The organism is Pantoea osteomyelitidis, from assembly GCF_044342975.1.
Classification (GTDB): Bacteria; Pseudomonadota; Gammaproteobacteria; order Enterobacterales; family Enterobacteriaceae; genus Pantoea; species Pantoea osteomyelitidis.
In genome coordinates this window covers 278,125-297,248 of record NZ_JBGFSN010000004.1, presented here as the reverse complement: position 1 = coordinate 297,248, position 19,124 = coordinate 278,125, and the positions used below count along the sequence as shown (strand labels likewise).

17 protein-coding genes are annotated in these 19,124 nt (G+C 53.8%); 8 read left to right on the top strand and 9 right to left on the bottom strand.

The window, feature by feature from the left end; genetic code table 11:
- Positions 1–9 precede the first annotated feature (9 nt).
- The 6 genes from ABU178_RS06390 to seqA form a co-directional block, all read right to left on the bottom strand.
- Positions 10–753: a type 2 GTP cyclohydrolase I gene (locus ABU178_RS06390; RefSeq protein ID WP_397213065.1), complete on the bottom strand. Its 744-nt coding sequence runs from the start codon at positions 751–753 to the stop codon at positions 10–12.
- On the bottom strand, positions 750–2,198 hold the full coding sequence (gene phrB, locus ABU178_RS06385; RefSeq protein WP_397213063.1) for a deoxyribodipyrimidine photo-lyase: 1,449 nt from the start codon (positions 2,196–2,198) through the stop codon (positions 750–752). The genes ABU178_RS06390 and phrB overlap by 4 nt, the downstream gene beginning before the upstream one ends.
- Before the next feature lie 6 nt (positions 2,199–2,204).
- Positions 2,205–3,167: a YbgA family protein gene (locus tag ABU178_RS06380; RefSeq protein WP_397213061.1), complete on the bottom strand. Its 963-nt coding sequence runs from the start codon at positions 3,165–3,167 to the stop codon at positions 2,205–2,207.
- A 171-nt stretch (positions 3,168–3,338) separates the two neighbouring features.
- Positions 3,339–3,539 (bottom strand): DUF2517 family protein, encoded by a 201-nt coding sequence (locus ABU178_RS06375; protein WP_397213059.1) that lies wholly within the window; start codon positions 3,537–3,539, stop codon positions 3,339–3,341.
- A gap of 164 nt (positions 3,540–3,703) precedes the next feature.
- Positions 3,704–5,344 (bottom strand): phosphoglucomutase (alpha-D-glucose-1,6-bisphosphate-dependent), encoded by a 1,641-nt coding sequence (pgm, locus tag ABU178_RS06370; RefSeq protein WP_397213057.1) that lies wholly within the window; start codon positions 5,342–5,344, stop codon positions 3,704–3,706.
- Between the two features lie 25 nt (positions 5,345–5,369).
- Positions 5,370–5,921: a replication initiation negative regulator SeqA gene (gene seqA, locus ABU178_RS06365; RefSeq protein WP_397213055.1), complete on the bottom strand. Its 552-nt coding sequence runs from the start codon at positions 5,919–5,921 to the stop codon at positions 5,370–5,372.
- A gap of 249 nt (positions 5,922–6,170) precedes the next feature.
- Between seqA and ybfF the strand changes: the two genes are divergently transcribed.
- The 4 genes from ybfF (at position 6,171) to fur (ending at position 8,845) form a co-directional block, all read left to right on the top strand.
- Positions 6,171–6,935 carry an esterase gene (gene ybfF / locus ABU178_RS06360; RefSeq protein ID WP_397213053.1) on the top strand — a complete coding sequence of 255 codons (765 nt, stop codon included), beginning with the start codon at positions 6,171–6,173 and terminating at the stop codon, positions 6,933–6,935.
- Between the two features lie 168 nt (positions 6,936–7,103).
- Positions 7,104–7,379: a LexA regulated protein gene (gene ybfE / locus ABU178_RS06355; protein ID WP_397213051.1), complete on the top strand. Its 276-nt coding sequence runs from the start codon at positions 7,104–7,106 to the stop codon at positions 7,377–7,379.
- 136 nt (positions 7,380–7,515) lie between these two features.
- Positions 7,516–8,046 carry a flavodoxin FldA gene (gene fldA / locus ABU178_RS06350; RefSeq protein ID WP_397213049.1) on the top strand — a complete coding sequence of 177 codons (531 nt, stop codon included), beginning with the start codon at positions 7,516–7,518 and terminating at the stop codon, positions 8,044–8,046.
- Positions 8,047–8,401: 355 nt separating this feature from the next.
- On the top strand, positions 8,402–8,845 hold the full coding sequence (fur, locus tag ABU178_RS06345; protein WP_397213047.1) for a ferric iron uptake transcriptional regulator: 444 nt from the start codon (positions 8,402–8,404) through the stop codon (positions 8,843–8,845).
- Positions 8,846–8,907: 62 nt separating this feature from the next.
- Here fur and ABU178_RS06340 read toward each other — a convergent pair whose 3' ends face one another.
- The 3 genes from ABU178_RS06340 to nagE all read right to left on the bottom strand — a co-directional run bounded on the left by ABU178_RS06340 (position 8,908) and on the right by nagE (position 13,374).
- Positions 8,908–9,303 (bottom strand): hypothetical protein, encoded by a 396-nt coding sequence (locus tag ABU178_RS06340; RefSeq protein WP_397213046.1) that lies wholly within the window; start codon positions 9,301–9,303, stop codon positions 8,908–8,910.
- Between the two features lie 221 nt (positions 9,304–9,524).
- A complete protein-coding gene (glnS, locus tag ABU178_RS06335; protein WP_397213044.1) occupies positions 9,525–11,192 on the bottom strand; it encodes a glutamine--tRNA ligase in 1,668 nt (555 codons plus the stop codon).
- A gap of 151 nt (positions 11,193–11,343) precedes the next feature.
- Positions 11,344–13,374, bottom strand: a complete 2,031-nt coding sequence (gene nagE, locus ABU178_RS06330) for an N-acetylglucosamine-specific PTS transporter subunit IIBC (RefSeq protein ID WP_397215715.1) — start codon at positions 13,372–13,374, stop codon at positions 11,344–11,346.
- A 329-nt stretch (positions 13,375–13,703) separates the two neighbouring features.
- On the opposite strand from nagE, the gene nagB reads away from it, so the two are divergent.
- From nagB to asnB, 4 genes are all read left to right on the top strand, one after another.
- Positions 13,704–14,504 (top strand): glucosamine-6-phosphate deaminase, encoded by an 801-nt coding sequence (nagB, locus tag ABU178_RS06325; RefSeq protein ID WP_397213042.1) that lies wholly within the window; start codon positions 13,704–13,706, stop codon positions 14,502–14,504.
- Positions 14,505–14,588: 84 nt separating this feature from the next.
- Complete coding sequence (gene nagA, locus ABU178_RS06320; protein ID WP_397215713.1) at positions 14,589–15,737, top strand: N-acetylglucosamine-6-phosphate deacetylase; 1,149 nt, start codon at positions 14,589–14,591, stop codon at positions 15,735–15,737.
- A gap of 7 nt (positions 15,738–15,744) precedes the next feature.
- Positions 15,745–16,965 carry a DNA-binding transcriptional regulator NagC gene (nagC, locus tag ABU178_RS06315; protein ID WP_397213040.1) on the top strand — a complete coding sequence of 407 codons (1,221 nt, stop codon included), beginning with the start codon at positions 15,745–15,747 and terminating at the stop codon, positions 16,963–16,965.
- Between the two features lie 384 nt (positions 16,966–17,349).
- Positions 17,350–19,017 carry an asparagine synthase B gene (asnB, locus tag ABU178_RS06310; protein WP_397213039.1) on the top strand — a complete coding sequence of 556 codons (1,668 nt, stop codon included), beginning with the start codon at positions 17,350–17,352 and terminating at the stop codon, positions 19,015–19,017.
- The last annotated feature ends 107 nt before the right edge of the window (positions 19,018–19,124 follow it).

Genomic DNA, 19,124 nt, shown 5'->3' with positions numbered 1-19,124 from the left:
GCGGAAAAATCAGGCAGGATTAGGAATATCAATAAAGGTGACGTCAAGGCCATAGCTTTGCGCCAGCCATTCGCCGAGGGCTTTGATTCCGCCGCGCTCGGTAGCGTGATGACCCGCCGCGAAGAAATGGATTCCCTGCTCGCGCGCGCTGTGAATCGTCTGCTCAGAGACTTCGCCGCTAAAAAAGGCGTCGACACCAAACGCCGCCGCGTTGTCGATGAAGCCCTGGCCGCCGCCGCTGCACCAGGCGACACGGCGAATCACTTCTGGCGCATTATCGCCGCAGTGCAGCGGCTGACGTCCCAGCTTCTCTGCGATACGCTGAGCGAAAGCCTTGCCGCTGACCGGCTGCGTCAGCTCGCCCCACAGCACCAGCGGCATGATTTCGCCGCGTACCTCAATATCCAGCAGTTGCGCCAGCTGCGCATTGTTGCCCAGCTGTGGATGAGCATCCAGCGGCAGATGCCAGCCGAACAGGTTAATGTCGTTCGCCAGCAAGGTGCGCAGCCGGTTGCGCTTCATCCCTTTGATTACCGCCGCCTCGTTTTTCCAGAAGTAGCCGTGATGGACCATCACTGCATCGGCGTTGCGTTTTACCGCCTCATCCAGCAGCGCCTGGCTGGCAGTGACGCCGGCGATAATTTTCGTCACTTCGGCGCGCCCCTCTACCTGCAGGCCGTTGGGGGCATAATCGCTGAAACTGCTGCTGTTCAGCTGCTGGTTAACAATATTTTCAAGCTCAAAATTATTCATAACTCCTCCCTGGCAGCCTCAGGCGCGCTTCGCGCATGCTCAAAGGCTTCTAGCGTCTTGATACGTGCTAGCTTATGTTCCACGATTGGCTCAGGATAATCGAGCCTCTTGTGATTTTTCTTCGCCCACGCCTGCGGCTGATGAATGGCGCTGTCCGGCACCGCGCTCAGCTCCGGCAGCCAGCAACGGATAAAATCTCCCTGCTTGTCGAACCTTTCGCCCTGCGTGGTGGGATTGAAGATACGAAAATAAGGCGCGGCATCGGTTCCGGTAGAAGCCGCCCACTGCCAACCGCCGTTGTTTGCGGCAAAATCGCCATCAATGAGCCGCTGCATGAAGTAGCGCTCGCCGTCGCGCCAGTCAATCAACAGATCCTTCACCAGAAAACTGGCGGTAATCATGCGCAAGCGGTTATGCATCCAGCCAAGCTGATTCATCTGACGCATGGCGGCATCCACAATCGGATAACCGGTTTTTCCCGTTTTCCAGGCGTTGAAGTGCGTTTCATTTTTCTGCCAGCGCACATTTTTCGTCCAGTGGATAAAAGGCTGATGCTTACAGAGCGCCGGATACGCCACCATCAGATTGCGATAAAACTCGCGCCAGATCAGTTCGTTCAGCCAGTTCAGGGCGCTGCCCTGCTCCAGCGCGTCGGGATGCTCTCGTAACACGCGATGCAGGCACTGGCGCGGCGAGAGCACGCCAGTTGCGAGATAAACCGACAGACGGCTGGTGCTGTCCACCGCAGGCTTATCACGCTCGCTGTGATAGCGGGTTATCGGCTGCTGGCTGAAGTGACGCAAACGTTGCAAAGCCGCCTGTTCACCTGGGTGAAAGAGATCGGCATCGAATGTTTCTGCGGGATAGTTGAATTCAGGGATCGGTGCGCCCACCTGCAGCGGCGCGCCCTGACGCGGCTTTGGCGCAGGCACGCACTCCGGTAATCCCTGTTGCAAACGGCGCACAAAAGCTTTGCTGAAAGGCGTGAACACTTTGTACATGCCATTGCTGCCGGTGCGCACGCTGCCGGGCGGCAACAGCAGGCTGTCGTCAAAGCCCTGACAAATTACGCTCCGGGCATCCAGGGTTTTCTCTGCCAGCGCATCACGCTGCCGTTCGTTGATTTCATACTGATAGTTGTAAAACAGATAATCGACATCGTGCTGCTGGCAAAAGTCGCTGAGCGCTTTAACGGAATCGCTAAAGTTATCGCACTGATGGTAGTGCAGCGGGATACCCCGTTCGGCGAGAGAAACCTGAAGCAATTTCAGGCTTTGATGAATAAAAGCCGCCTGCTTCGGTGCCATATCATGCTGTCGCCACTGACCCGGCGTGGCGATGTAGAGCGCCAGTACGCGGGCGTTGGCGTCACGGCAGGCGGCGTGCAGCGCCAGATTATCGTTGATACGCAGATCGTGGCGTAGCCAGACTAAATGTGTCGCCATGATCGCCTATTGCCCATAACGCAGGCGTAGCGCTTCAGGATAGGGATCGAAATAGCGCTGCTGGGCCAGCCAGGGGTCGGGAAACTCCGTCATATAGTGCTTTAACATGGTGATTGGCGCCAGCAGTGGTTGCAGCCCCTCACGATAACGATCGATCAGCTGTGCCAGCTCCTGACGCTGCGCGGAGGTGAGCTGACGGCGGAAATAGCCTTGTACATGCATCAGCACGTTGGTGTGGTTACGGCGGGTCGCCTTGTGCGCCAGCAGCTGCATCAGACGATTACGATACTCAAACGCATAATCATCCAGTGATTCCCACTGCTGCATCGCCGCGACAAAACGGCCCAGCTCGCGATACTCCGCCTGCGAATGAGAAAGCAGCAGCAGCTTATAGCGGGTATGAAACGCCATCAGCTGGCCCGCAGTCAGCCCCTGCTTCCACATCTGATTGAACTCATGCAGTGCGCAAATGCGGCCAACAAAATTTTCCCGCAGTACCGGATCGTGTAAGCGGCCATCTTCTTCCAGCGGCAGCCAGGGCATCTCATCGCGCAATATCCGGGTAAAAATGCCGGTACCCACTTTGCGGTTGTTATTGGTTTCTGATTCATAAACGCGCACCCGCTCCATGCCGCAGCTTGGCGATTTCGCACAGAGAATGTAGCCGCACAGGTGATGCAGGGATTTAACTCGTGACGATGACCAGTCACGCATCCGATCGGTGATCGCTTCGCCGCCCGCTTTGCTGAAGCAGAGCTGCACCTGCTCATCTTCTTCTTTATCTTTTACCAGGCGCAGCGCCGGACGGGGCGTGGGTAAACCGATTGCCATTTCAGGACAGGCGGGTTCATAACGAACAAAGGGCGCGAGTTCGTCGGCGGCGAAGGCAAAGCGCTTATGGCCACCATCAAACCGGACACTATCCCCGAGCAGACAGGCGCTGATCCCTACCGGAATTTTCTCGCTCATACTTGTACAACCTTTGAAAACTTGTAAAGGTTTTAGTGTAGCTGAAAATGCAACCAATGGCAGTGGGAAAAGGCTGTTCTGAGGTAAATTTCGCGCTAAGAAAAGAAAAGCCCGGAGATGTAAAGTTAATCACCGGGCTGAACAGGTTGTCGTGAAATGCGGCGCTGAGCGTTACCAGAAAACCCCGGCGGCAGCTTCAGACTGTGCCAGCCAGACTGGCTTGGCGCTGGTTTTACACCACATACGGTGCAGATAGCTGTAAAAACGTGCGCGATCGCGACGGAACAGCATCCACGGCAGAGCCAGCACACCAACCAACACCACCAGCGTACGCCGCAAAATAATTTTATAGAGAGGATAAGCCTGATACATTGTCGTGCCTCCTTCCAGGTAAAGTAGTAAATGTGACCTGTGTCTGATATTAAGCCGACCTGTACACTTTTACTACTCATCAGACCACACTATTGCGCTTTTTTTCATCACACCGCGCCAGTAAAAAGGCGCCCTGAGGCGCCTTTGGTCTTTTGCATATCGCGTTATGCGTTTTTCAACACTTCGCTAACGATTTCTACCGCTTCTTTCTCAATCTGCGCACGATGTTCTGCGCCGAGGAAGCTTTCGCAGTAGATTTTGTAGGCATCTTCGGTGCCTGACGGACGTGCGGCAAACCAGCCGTTTTCCGTCATGACCTTCAGCCCGCCAATCGCCGCGCCGTTGCCGGGTGCCGCGGTCAGACGTGCGGTGATGGGATCGCCCGCCAGGGTATCGGCGCTGACCATCTCCGGCGACAGTTTAGAAAGCGCGGCTTTTTGCGCGGAGGTTGCCGCAGCTTGCAGACGGTTATAGCTCGGCGCGCCAAAGCGCTCGGCCAGCTCGTCATAGTGCTGCTGCGGGTTTTTGCCGGTAACGGCAGTAATTTCCGCTGCCAGCAGGCAGAGAATGATGCCATCTTTATCCGTTGACCACGGCGTGCCGTCGAAGCGCAGGAAAGAGGCGCCAGCGCTCTCTTCGCCGCCAAAGCCGAAGCTACCGTCGTACAGACCATCAACGAACCATTTGAAGCCGACCGGGACTTCCACCAGCTTGCGGCCGATATCGTTAACCACGCGATCGATCATGGCGCTGGAGACCAGCGTTTTGCCTACCGCCACCTCTTTGCCCCACTGCGGACGATGCTGGAACAGGTAGTTGATCGCCACCGCCAGGTAGTGGTTCGGGTTCATCAGCCCCGCTGGCGTAACGATGCCGTGACGGTCATAATCAGGATCGTTGCCGAAAGCCAGATCAAACTTATCGCGCAGCGCCAGCAGGCCCGCCATCGCGCATTCCGACGAACAGTCCATTCGCACCACGCCATCTTTATCCAGATGCATGAAGCGGAAGGTTTGATCGATAGCGTCGTTCACGATGGTAATGTCGAGCTTGTAATGCTCAGCGATACGCTGCCAGTACGCCATGCCGGAGCCGCCGAGCGGATCCACACCAATCTTCAGGCCTGCCTTCTGGATGGCCGGGAAGTCGATGACCTGCGCCAGCCCTTCCACATAAGGCTGAATCAGATCTTTTTCCTGAATGTGGCCGCTTGCCCAGGCCTGATCCAGCGGCAGACGTTTCACCTGTTTCAGGCCATCCTGCATTAGCTGGTTGGCGCGATCTTCCACCACTTTGGTGACGTTGGTATCGGCCGGGCCGCCGTTAGGCGGGTTGTATTTGATGCCGCCATCTTCCGGCGGGTTGTGCGACGGCGTAATTACGATGCCGTCAGCCAGCGCGCCGCCCTGCTTGTTATGTTCCAGAATCGCATTGGAGATAGCTGGCGTTGGCGTATAGCCGTTATCCTGCTGCACGATGACATCAACGCCGTTAGCGGTCAGCACTTCCAGTACCGACAGGATTGCAGGTTCAGACAGCGCATGGGTATCTTTGCCGACATAGCAAGGCCCGGTGATGCCGTTCTTTTTCCGCTCTTCGGCGATCGCCTGCGCGATAGCCAGAATGTGCATTTCGTTGAAGCTTTGGCGTCCTGAGCTACCACGATGGCCTGATGTGCCGAATTTCACCGCATGTTCCGGGTTAGCCATATCGGGCTGCAGGACATAATATTGTGAGGTTAATTGTGCAACGTTAATCAAATCGCTCTGCCGGGCGGGTTGCCCGGCACGGGGGTGATTGGCCATTGGCGCTTCTCCCTGACGCTTCGGTTTATATGGTGCCGCAAACTTTGTCAGTCAGTTCCGGTGGGAACTGCATCGCCAGCATAATGTGTTCCACCATGCTGCATTTGCGACCGGTATTGGTATTAGTGATGACCCAGTACGGCGTGCCAGGAACATGCTTCGGCTTAGTATGGGTGCCATTTTGCAATAGCGTATGCTCATCGCCGGCAAAATAAACACGGGTTCTGCCCTGCAGCGACGCAGTGGCCTCGGCAAATGCCTGGGGATCAAGACGATACAAGGTTGACAAAATCAGCATAAAACGATTAACCGCTTTCTTTTGTTCCGCATACTCGTCGGAGAGCAACAGTTCACGCACCGCCCGGACCCGATCCTGCGGACGCGGTTCCTGCTGCTGTGCGGGCTGTTCCTCTTTCGCCGTGACGTTCACCGCGACAGCCGATGCGGCTCTTGCGGTGCTCTGACCTGCGGTAAACTTCAGCATTCGCCGCAAAATATCAGATGCGCTTTCGCCAATGTGCTGAGTATGGCTGGCAATATAGCGGTAGAGCTCTTCATCAACTTCGATCGTTTTCATCTTTTTCCGTACGGTTCTTGCTGGTGACAGAACCACGCATTTTCTGATAAAGCCATAGCAGACCCTGGCCGTACAAAGTGTGAGCGGGTTCTAACATAAGGATTATAAAGTTAAATCCGGGGAAGCCGATAGCTTCAGAGGCCATTAGTACCAAAAGTCAGATTATGTCCTAATGGCGGCCGCGCTGGCGTCCCGGAAACGTGAATTCATGATAACCTAAGCAAAGGTCACAACCGTAAGAACTTTGCCATGATTTTGAATGCCCGTCTGCAAACTGAACAATCCGATTCTCATTCTCTGCCGATTCTGTTGATCCACGGCCTGTTTGGCAGCCTCGACAACCTCGGCGTGCTGGCGCGCGGACTGAAAAACGATCGTCCGCTTATCCAGGTGGATGTGCGCAACCATGGTCTCTCGCCGCGTTCCGATGAGATGAACTATCATGTTATGGCACAGGATATGCTGGAGACGCTGGACGCCCACGGTATCGATAAGGTAGCGGTGATAGGCCATTCGATGGGCGGAAAAATCGCCATGACCCTGAGCGCGCTGGCGCCGGAGCGTCTTGAGCGGTTGGTGATGATCGATATTGCGCCGGTGGATTACAACACGCGCCGCCATGACGATATTTTTGCGGCGGTGAATGGCGTCAGCGAAGCGGGGGTGCGCCTGCGCAGCGAGGCGGCGCAGGTGATGCGCAATTTTATTCAGGAAGAAGGGGTGATTCAGTTCATTCTGAAATCATTCCACGACGGCGAATGGCGTTTTAACGTGCCGGCGCTGTGGAATAACTATCGCGCCATTTCCGGCTGGGAAACCGTGCGCGCCTGGCCGCATCCGGCGCTGTTTATTCGCGGCGGCGATTCCGCCTATCTCGACAATCAGTATCGCGACGCGCTGCTGAGCCAGTTTCCTCAGGCGCATGCGCACGTGATTAGCGGAGCCGGTCACTGGGTGCATGCGGAAAAACCGGACGCGGTGTTACGTACGGTGCGGCGATTTTTTGCGCTTTAAAAGCAAAAGCTTGCCGGCCGCCGTTTAGGATTGGCGTCATCTGCTTCGCTGGAGTATGATGGCGCGCTAAAATTTTACCGCTGTGGATTTAAGCAGCGGTAAAGGCCGATAATTCATAAGCCGCGCAGCGCGTTTTCGCCGTTCGCGCCCACTCAGTTTCACAAAGCCATGGCAAAAGAACATACGGACCGCACGACGCTTGATCTCTTTGCTGATGAACGTCGTCCCGGTCGTCCCAAAACCAGTCCGCTATCGCGTGATGAACAGCTGCGTATCAATAAACGCAATCAACTGAAACGTGACAAAGTGCGCGGGCTACGCCGTGTCGAACTTAAGATGAACAGCGAGGCCGTTGATGCGCTTAACGAGCTGGCCGAGCAGAGCAACATGAGCCGCAGTGAATTGATTGAACAAATGATCCTTTCACAACTCAAACTTCGCTGAGACGGCGCAAAGCGCACGCAGAAACAAAAGTGGCGGCTTTACAAGTTCCGCCCTTTTCTATCGTCTGCTATCATTCGCGTATCTGTGCAGACAAAACACCCATCTGTTTATTAAGATTCAAGAGGTTATTTTACCCATGGCAATCGTAGGCATCTTCTTTGGCAGCGATACCGGCAACACCGAAAACATTGCAAAAATGATCCAGAAACAACTGGGTAAAGACGTTGCTGAAGTGCATGACATTGCCAAAAGCACCAAAGAGGATCTTGAAGCGTTCGACATTCTGCTGCTGGGCATTCCCACCTGGTACTATGGCGAAGCGCAGTGTGACTGGGATGACTTTTTCCCGACGCTGGAAGAGATCGACTTTAATGGCAAGCTGGTAGCGCTGTTCGGCTGCGGCGATCAGGAAGATTACGCCGAGTACTTCTGTGACGCGATGGGCACCATTCGCGACATAATCGAACCAAACGGCGCGGTGATTGTTGGTCACTGGCCGACCGCCGGTTATCACTTCGAGGCCTCAAAAGGTCTGGCTGACGATAATCACTTCCTGGGTCTGGCAATTGATGAAGATCGTCAGCCTGAGCTGACCAACGAGCGCGTTGACAACTGGGTGAAGCAGATTTTTGATGAGCTGCACCTGAAAGAGATCCTGGAAGCCTGATCCATCTTGTCTCAATGTGGGCGCTGGCTCACATTGAGACAATGGAATTTTCTATAAAAATAATAGATACGAGTTTTTAACTTTTACCGCCAAATCTGTAGAATACCCGCATCGGTCATCCGCTTATTCCTCTGGTTGAAGAGATGAAGCTGAGCGAAATGTAAACAGACACCTGCATAATCTTCTCCGGCGTAGCGACATTTTTCCTTACAGCCTGCGGCGATTTTCAGGCTTTCCCGCCGGTTTTCATTTCGATGCTTCAGTTCTATAATGAGACGCAAATGAGATCAGCGTCGACCGATATTCAGGGCTCTGCGCCACAAAGTGACTAGCAAAGTAACAGGACAATATCCGCATGACTGACAACAACTCCGCATTAAAGAAGGCTGGCCTGAAAGTCACGCTGCCCAGACTGAAGATTCTGGAAGTGCTTCAGGAACCCGAGTGCCATCACGTCAGTGCGGAAGATTTGTACAAACGCCTGATTGATATGGGCGAAGAGATTGGTCTGGCAACGGTTTATCGTGTTCTGAACCAGTTCGATGATGCTGGCATTGTCACGCGCCATAATTTCGAAGGCGGTAAATCCGTGTTCGAACTGACTCAGCAGCAGCATCACGATCACCTGATCTGCCTCGACTGTGGTAAGGTGATTGAATTCAGTGATGAATCTATCGAAACACGTCAGCGTGAAATCGCCACGCGTCATGGTATTAAACTCACCAACCACAGCCTGTATCTTTACGGACACTGTGCACTGGGCGACTGCCGCGAAGACGACACGCTTCACGATAAATAAAATTTGCTATGCAGTAATATGAAATCAACCGGTGATTTTCACCGGTTTTTTTATGCCTGGCGTCAGATGACCAACGTCTCCTGCAGGTAACGCCAGCGGGGAATAGAGGTGCTGCAATCGAGGATCGCCAGAGAAATACGGCTTTGATTAACGCCATTCATCATCTGCACTTCGCGATACTGAATAGTCACCTCCTGCTGTTGCTCAGAAATAACCCGGCAGTCGCTGGTGGCGATATGCATCCCCTTGCGCTGTCCACGTAGCTGACGAAACAACGTCTCCATTTCATTCAGATCGAGCTGTTTTCCCTGCGGCGTAACCATGCTGAATTCAGGGTGAAAATAAGAGAGAAACAGCTCGATACTGTCATCTTTGTGGTCGGCGTTATTGAAAATCCGTTCGATGAGCTGATGTAAAACAACCACACTGTGTTTGGCTTCCTGGGCGAGGCTTGTCATTTTATTCCCTTTTATACCCGCTGTTCATCATCTTAAAAGCGCATAGCCTACCTGAAAAAAAGCATTTAACATCCTGTAATTGATTAATTTTGTTAAACTCAGAATAGTACCTTACCTGTTTTAGCGCAGTTCGGCAGAAAAGCAGGCATTGAGGGAATTTCAGGCAATAAAAAAGGGCGATTGCTCGCCCTTCAATGATTTTATCTGGTGCGTTACGTAGCTTATTCGCCGGTTTTCGCCCAGGTATCGCGCAGGCCAACGGTGCGGTTAAACACCAGCCCGGAAGACTTAGAGTAAACGCTGTCGGCGCAGAAATAACCTTCACGCTCAAACTGGTACGGGCTGCCCGCTTCGGCAACACGCAGGCCCGGCTCAACAAAGCCCTGTTTGATTTCCAGCGAATTGGGGTTGATAGTGGCGAGGAAATCCTCAGCCGCGCCCGGATTCGGCACGCTGAACAGGCGGTCGTAAAGACGGAATTCCGCCGGCAGCGCATGAATCGCTGAAACCCAGTGAATAACGCCTTTTACCTTGCGTCCGTCGGCCGGATCTTTGCTCAAGGTATCCACGTCACAGGTACAGTAAACGCAGGTGATATTCCCCTCTTCATCCTTCGCCACACGTTCCGCGCGGATCACGTAAGCATTACGCAGGCGCACCTCTTTGCCCAGCACCAGACGCTTGTACTGCTTGTTCGCTTCTTCACGAAAATCAGCGCGATCGATCCAGACTTCGCGGCTGAAAGGCACTTCACGCGTGCCCATCTCCGGCTTGTTGGGATGCTGAGGCATGGCGATCATTTCATCATGCCCGGCTGGCAGGTTCTCAATCACCACCTTCAGCGGATCCAGAACTGCCATGGCGCGCGGCGCGTTTTCGTTCAGATCGTCACGGATGCATGACTCCAGCGACGCCATCTCTACGATGTTGTCCTGTTTTGTCACGCCGATGCGACGGCAAAACTCACGAATAGCGGCGGCAGTATAGCCGCGACGACGCAGACCGGAAACGGTCAGCATACGCGGGTCATCCCAGCTCTCAACGATCTTCTCGCTCACCAGCTGGGTGAGTTTGCGTTTCGACATCACCGCATATTCAAGGTTGAGACGGGAAAATTCATACTGACGCGGATGAACCGGAATGGTGATGTTATCCAGCACCCAGTCATACAGACGGCGGTTATCCTGGAACTCCAGCGTACAGAGAGAATGGGTAATGCCTTCCAGCGCATCGGAAATGCAGTGGGTAAAGTCATACATCGGGTAGATGCACCACTTATTACCGGTCTGGTGATGCTCGGCGAACTTGATGCGATAGAGCACCGGATCGCGCATCACGATAAAGCTGGAAGCCATATCGATTTTGGCGCGCAGGCAGGCTTTACCCTCAGCGAATTCGCCGTTGCGCATTTTTTCAAACAGCGCCAGGTTCTCTTCCACGCTGCGATCGCGGTAGGGGCTGTTTTTGCCCGGCGCGGTCAGCGAGCCGCGATATTCGCGGATCTCTTCCGGCGTCAGCTCATCAACGTAGGCCAGGCCTTTCTGAATCAGCTCAATGGCATACTGATAAAGTTGATCGAAATAGTTTGAGGAATAACGTACCTCACCATTCCACTCAAAGCCCAGCCATTGCACATCACGCTTGATCGATTCAACGAACTCCATATCCTCTTTGACCGGATTGGTATCGTCGAAGCGCAGGTTGCACTCTCCCTGATAATCTTGCGCAATGCCAAAGTTCAGGCAGATCGATTTGGCATGGCCTATATGCAGGTAGCCATTGGGCTCCGGCGGGAAACGGGTATGCACGCTGTTGTGCTTGCCGCTCGCCAAATCTTCGTCGATGATCTGACGAATAAAGTTAGTTGGGCGGGCTTCAGCCTCACTCATCTCAAAGTCCTCAATACGAATATCTGGTGATTTGTACCACGAAGTAACGGAGTATGATCCACAAAGCGATAGAGGGAAACAACCGTTTGTTAAGCGATTAAAATAAAAAAGGCAGGAATCGCTTCCTGCCCTGATAGTGAATTTTTGTTAATCAGGCTTTGATATCGTACAGGCGCGTTTCACCCGCCACCACCTGTCCGCTTGCCAGCAGCGTCAGACCAGCGAAATCGTCGCTGTTGCTGATCACAACCGGACTGATCATCGAACGCGCGTTGGCGTTGAGATAAGCCAGATCCATTTCCAGCACCGGCTGGCCTGCCGTCACGGTTGCGCCCTCTTCCACCAGGCGCGTGAAGCCTTTGCCGCCCAGCGACACGGTATCCAGTCCCATATGCACCACGATCTCCACGCCGTTATCGGTTTCCAGACAGAACGCATGATTGGTAGTGAAAATTTTCACCACGGTACCCGCTATTGGCGCCACAACGGTCTTACCGGTTGGTTTGATCGCCAAACCATCGCCGACCGCCTTGCTGGCGAAGGCTTCATCCGGGACATTTTCAATCGCCACAATTTCACCGCTGACCGGCGCCAGCAAGGTTGCAACTACTTTGCTTTCGCTGGCGGCGACCGGCTGCGCCTTGACCTCTGCTGCTGCGGAGGCGGACGAGGCGCGGGTCGCGGCTGCAACCGGGCCTTTGCTCAACACTTTCTTCATCGCGGTGGCGATGCCTTCCGCCTGGGTGCCGACAATGATCTGTACGCTCTGCTTGTTCAGACGAATCACCCCGGAGGCGCCCAGACGTTTCGCCACGCCTTCGTTTACCGCCGCCGAATCGTTGACGTTCACACGCAGACGCGTGATACAGGCATCAATGTGGGTCAGGTTTTGCGAGCCGCCCAGTGCGCCGATATAACGACGCGCCAGAGATTCTGTCGCGCTCTCGCCGCTGCCCTGTTTGTCTACGTTAACGTCGTAACCGTCGCTTTCATCGCCCGCTACCGCCAGCTCACGGCCCGGCGTCATCAGGTTGAATTTTTTGATCGTAAAGCGGAACACCACATAGTAGAGCGCGAAGAACACCAGGCCCTGCGGGATCAGCATATACCAGTGCGTCGCCAGCGGGTTGCGGGTTGACAGCACCATATCCACCAGACCAGCGCTGAAGCCGAAGCCGGCGATCCAGTGCATACTGGCCGCAATAAACACCGAAATGCCGGTGAGCACCGCATGGATCACATAGAGCACCGGCGCAACAAACATAAAGGAGAATTCCAGCGGCTCAGTGATGCCGGTGAAGAAAGCGGCAAAGGCAGCTGCCAGCATAATCCCGGCGACTTTCGCGCGATTTTCCGGACGCGCGCAGTGGTAGATAGCCAGCGCGGCGCCTGGCAGACCAAACATCATAATCGGGAAGAAGCCCGCCTGATAGCGACCGGTAATCCCTACGATGCCGGTTCCGTTGGCAATCGACTGTGCGCCGCCAAGGAATTTCGGGATGTCGTTAATGCCCGCCACGTCGAACCAGAACACCGAGTTAAGCGCGTGGTGTAATCCCACCGGAATCAGCAGGCGGTTGAAGAAGGCGTAAATACCCGCGCCGACCGAACCCAGTTTCTGAATATGTTCGCCGAAGCTGACCAGGCCGCCGAAAATCAGTGGCCAGATATACATCAGGATAAAGGCGACCAGAATCATCAGGAAGGAGACCAGAATCGGCACCAGACGGCGTCCGCTAAAGAACGAGAGCGCTTTCGGCAGCTCTACGTGGCTGAAACGATTATAGACTTCTGCGGAGAGAATACCGACCAGGATACCAACAAACTGGTTATTGATCTTACCAAAAGCGGCAGGGACCTGATCGGCAGGAATTTTCTGTATCATCGCCACCGCGGCGGGCGAACAGAGCGTCGTCACCACCAGGAAGCCCACAAAGCCGGTCAGCGCTGCCGCGCCGTCTTTATCTTTCGACATGCCATAGGCCACGCCGACAGCAAACAGCACGGACATATTTTCAATAATGGCGGAACCTGATTTGATCAGCAGCGCTGCCAGCGCATTGCTTGCGCCCCAGGTATCCGGATCCAGCCAGTAACCTACCCCCATCAGGATAGCTGCGGCAGGCAGGGTCGCGACGGGCACCATAAGCGCGCGACCTATCTTTTGTAAATAACTAAGAATATTCACTTTTCCCCCTATAAGACTGGCCTGTTGCCTCGTCGCTATCATTTTATTATTCCGGTATCAGCGTCACGGATACCGCTATTACCAGAGCGCGCAGTGTAAAAACAAATTATTTCGCTTTGCAAATTAAACGCTCCTCAAATATGAACTTGATCAACAAAAGCTACAACTTATCTTTCTGGCGGTAGCTATCTTTTGCCACTTATTTTATGATGCGAAATATCGAGATATGAAATTTTGCCGTTGTCATTCCGTGAACGCCTTACGTAAGCGGTTAACATAAGCAGAGAACCTGTTCCTTTTTGTTTATCTGTATGAGGTGAGAAATGAGATTAATTCCGCTGGCAACGCCCGGTCAGGTCGGTAAATGGGCTGCGCGCCATATCGTTAATCGCATCAATGCTTTCAACCCCACAGCTCAGCGTCCTTTTGTTTTGGGTTTGCCAACCGGCGGCACGCCGCTGGAAGCCTACAAGCATTTAATTGAGATGCATAAAGCGGGCCAGGTAAGCTTTAAGCATGTGATTACGTTCAATATGGATGAATATGTCGGCTTGCCGAAAGCGCATCCGGAAAGCTATTACAGCTTTATGTACCGCAACTTTTTTGATCACGTTGATATTCAACAAGAAAATATTAACCTGCTGAATGGCAATGCGGAAGATATTGACGCAGAATGTCGCCGCTACGAAGAAAAGATCCGGGCGCTGGGGAAAATCCATCTGTTTATGGGCGGCGTAGGCAACGATGGACATATCGCGTTCAACGAGCCAGCCTCTTCACTGGCTTCCCGTACCCGCATCAAGACCCTGACGCAGGAAACCCGTATCGCGAACTCGCGTTTTTTTGACGGCGATATCGATCAGGTTCCCAAATATGCGCTTACCGTGGGCGTCGGCACCCTGCTGGATGCTGAAGAAGTGATGATTCTGGTTACCGGGCATGTCAAAGCGCTTGCCCTGCAGGCGGCGGTGGAAGGCAACGTGAATCACATGTGGACCATTAGCTGCTTACAGCTGCATCCGAAAGCGGTCATCGTCTGCGATGAGCCTTCTACCATGGAACTGAAAGTCAAAACTGTGAAATATTTCCGCGAAATGGAAGCGGAAAATATGAAAGGTGTGTAATACGACGTTGATTGTCGCCTGCAATGAGAGCAGTGGATATTAACGCATCCCCTGTTTCATCCAGGCATAGCCGGGAGAAAAATGATGTACGCATTAGTTAACGGCCGGATTTATACCGGCCATGAAATTCTGGACAACCATGCGGTGGTCGTCGCCGACGGGCTGATTGAGCGCGTTTGCCCGCCGGGTGAGCTGGCTCCGGAAGTGGAATTGCGCGATGCTTCCGGTGCCATCATTGCTCCCGGCTTTATCGATTTACAGCTTAACGGCTGCGGCGGCGTGCAGTTTAACGATGATATCGACGCGCTGAGCGTGGAGACATTAGAGATCATGCAGCGCGCCAATGAAAAATCGGGCTGCACCAGCTTCCTGCCTACGCTAATCACCAGCAGCGACGCCCTGATGAAGCGCGCGGTAGAAACCATGCGCACTTATCTTAATCAGCATCATAATCAGGCGCTGGGCTTGCATCTGGAAGGACCGTGGCTGAATAAAGCGAAAAAAGGCACGCATAATCCCGATCTGATCCGTGAACCCAATCCGGCCCTGGTCGATTTCCTTTGCGACAATGCCGACGTGATTACTAAAGTCACCCTGGCCCCGGAAAATGTCGACAGTGCGATAATCCGCCGGTTGACCGCGGCTGGCATTATCGTTTCAGCCGGCCACTCCAACGCCAGCTGGGAAGAAGCCAAAGCGGGTTTTCGCGCCGGCGTCAGCTTCGCAACTCATCTCTATAATGCGATGCCCACTTTTGCCGGACGTGAGCCAGGTCTTATCGGTGCGCTGTTCGATTCGCCTGATGTATACTGCGGCATTATTGTAGATGGGTTACATGTTCATTACGCTAACGTGCGCAATGCAAAACGCATCAAAGGCGACAAGCTGGTGCTGGTGACCGATGCCACCGCGCCTGCAGGCGCATCCATCGATCAATTCATTTTTGCTGGCAAAACAATATACTATCGAGACGGGCTGTGTGTTGACGAGAACGGAACGCTTAGCGGTTCAGCACTGACCATGATCGAAGCGGTGCAAAACAGCGTCGAGCAGGCAGGCATTGCGCTGGACGAAGCGCTGCGTATGGCAACGCTCTATCCGGCCCGTGCAATGGGCGTGGAGAAGCAGTTAGGCTCTGTCGAAGCAGGAAAAGTCGCAAACCTGACTGTCTTTACCCGCGATTATCGAATCATCAAGACGATCGTCAATGGAGACGACGTCCTCAGCGAGTAAGTATTGAATGACCACTGGCGGCCAGACACAAATTGGAAATGTCGATCTTGTCAAGCAACTCAACAGCGCAGCCGTTTACCGGCTGATTGACCAGCAAGGCCCCATTTCGCGCATTCAGATTGCCGAACTGAGCCAGCTTGCACCCGCCAGCGTAACCAAAATTACCCGTCAACTGATTGAGCGCGGCTTGATTAAAGAGGTGGACCAACAGGCGTCCACCGGCGGTCGCCGTGCCATCTCTATTATTACTGAAACCCGAGGCTTCCATACCATTGGCGTACGCCTTGGCCGTAATGACGCGACGCTTACCCTGTTTGACCTGAGCGGAAAATCGCTGGCGCAGGAAGATTATCCGTTACCGGAGCGTACTCAGGAAACGCTGGAAAACACGCTGCTGAATGCTATCTCCTCCTTTATGGAGAGCCATCAGCGCAAGCTCCGCGAGCTGATCGCCATCTCGGTGATCCTGCCTGGCCTGGTGGATCCGGTTAACGGCATTATTCGCTATATGCCGCATATCAATGTCAGCCACTGGCCGCTGGTGGCGAATCTGAAAAAACGTTTCAACGTGACCAGCTTCGTCGGCCACGATATCCGCAGCCTGGCGCTGGCTGAGCACTACTTTGGTGCAAGCCGCGACTGCGCGGATTCTATTCTGGTGCGTCTTCATCGCGGTACCGGCGCGGGCATCATCGCCAATGGCCATATTTTCCTCGGCAGCAACGGCAACGTGGGCGAAATCGGCCATATCCAGGTTGATCCCCTCGGCGAACGCTGTCACTGCGGCAATTTCGGCTGTCTGGAAACTATCGCCGCCAACGGTGCGATTGAAAATCGCGTGCGTCATTTGCTGAATCAGGGCTATCCCAGCACCCTGACCCTGAACGACTGCCAGATGACGCAGATTTGCAAAGCGGCTAATCATGGCGATGCGCTGGCCTGTGAAGTGATCGAATATGTGGGCCGCTATCTGGGCAAGGCTATCGCTATCGCCATTAACCTGTTCAATCCGCAAAAAGTAGTGATTGCCGGTGAAATCACCGATGCAGAGAAAGTGCTGCTGCCAGCGATTGAAGGTTGTATCAATACCCAGGTGTTGAAGGCGTTCCGCAAAAATCTTCCGGTGGTGCGCTCAGAACTGGATCACCGCTCGGCCATTGGCGCTTTCGCCCTGGCTAAACGCGCGATGCTGAATGGCATTCTGCTGCAACATCTTCTGGAAGAGTAAAGGGCTTGCGGAGCCCGCCCTTCTGCCGCCGCTATCGATCGTTTTCCGCTTCTTCCATCAGCAAAACTTATTCTCAATACCGCACAGCTGTGCGGTATTTCCTCATTCTCTGTTCAGAAAGACCGGTTTAGCGCTTTGGTCCCTGCTCGCAACCGTTCAAATTTCGCTCAATTCTGCCTTTTCATTATCGATCCATCAATATAACAGCCCATTAATTGAATAATATTCAATTTTAAACGGCGGACAACAATCTTTTTATCAGAAAAACACGAATTCACTTGCACAACAGGCATGAAATAGCGCATTTTCTTATGCATTACGCAGCCACAGGCTGCCAGACAAACGTAGAATCAACATCACTGCAAGGTGTGCCAGGAGTAGGTTATGTGTTCAATTTTTGGTGTGCTGGACCTGAAAAGCGATCCGGTTGAGCTGCGCAAAAAAGCGCTGGAATCTTCTCGTCTGATGCGTCATCGCGGGCCAGACTGGTCAGGCGTTTATGCTGATGATCATGCGATCCTCGCCCATGAGCGTCTGTCGATTGTGGACGTCAACAACGGCGCGCAGCCGCTTTATAACGCCGATCATACCCACGTACTGGCCGTTAACGGTGAAATCTATAACCATCAGGCGCTGCGTGCCGAGCTGAGCGATCGCTATCAGTTCCAGACCGGCTCCGACTGTGAAGTGATCCTGGCGCTCTATCAGGAAAAAGGGGTAGATTTCCTCGACGATCTGCAGGGCATGTTCGCCTTTATCCTGTATGACCGTGTGAAAAATACCTACCTGATCGGTCGCGATCATATCGGTATCATCCCGCTCTATATGGGCAACGATGAGCACGGCAACCTGTTTGTCGCGTCAGAAATGAAAGCGCTGGTGCCGGTTTGCCGTAGCATTAAAGAATTCCCGCCGGGAAGCTACCTCTCCAGCACTGACGGCGAAATCCGTCGTTACTGGCAGCGTGACTGGATGGAGTATAAAAACGTTGAGCACAACACAACCGACGCGGCAGCGTTGAAAAACGCGCTGGAAGAGTCGGTGAAAAGCCACCTGATGTCTGACGTGCCTTACGGCGTGCTGCTTTCTGGCGGTCTTGACTCCTCTATCATCTCCGCGGTAACCAAACGCTTTGCGGCGAAACGCGTTGAAGATCAGGATAAAAGCGAAGCCTGGTGGCCGCAGCTGCACTCTTTCGCCGTGGGCCTTGAAGGCTCGCCGGATCTGAAAGCGGCAAAATCGGTCGCAGATCATCTTGGCACCGTGCATCACGAAATCCACTTTACCGTGCAGGAAGGGCTGGATGCGATTCGTGACGTGATCTATCACATCGAAACCTACGACGTGACCACCATTCGCGCCTCGACGCCGATGTATCTGATGTCGCGTAAGATCAAAGCGATGGGCATCAAAATGGTGCTGTCCGGCGAAGGCGCGGATGAAGTGTTCGGCGGCTACCTCTATTTCCATAAGGCACCCAACGCGAAAGAGTTCCATGAAGAGAACGTGCGCAAACTGCTGGCGCTGCACATGTACGACTGCGCGCGCGCTAACAAAGCGATGTCCGCCTGGGGCGTGGAAGCTCGCGTGCCGTTCCTCGACAAAAAATTCCTTGATGTCGCCATGAGCATCAACCCTGAAGACAAGATGTGCGGCAGCAATGGCAAAATGGAAAAACATATCCTGCGCGAATGCTTCTCCTCTTATCTGCCGGAAAGCGTGGCATGGCGTCAGAAAGAGCAGTTCTCCGACGGCGTTGGCTACAGCTGGATCGACACGCTGAAAGAAGTGGCGCAGCAGCAGGTGAGCGATCAGCAGCTGGCGACAGCGCACTTCCGCTTCCCGTACAACACGCCGGCGTCGAAAGAAGCTTATCTCTATCGTGAAGTTTTCGAAGAGCTGTTCCCGCTGCCAAGCGCTGCGGAGTGCGTGCCGGGCGGTCCTTCCGTAGCCTGCTCCTCCGCCAAAGCGATTGAATGGGATGAAGCGTTCAAATCCATGGACGATCCTTCCGGACGTGCGGTCGGCGTACATCAGTCTGCGTATAAATAATCGCGACAGGATGTCAGAAGAAAAATGGACCTTGCGGGGTCCATTTTATTTGCCGCTGGCGCGGTTACGATCAGAAATTGCCGAATAAATCATCAGCCTGGTTACAA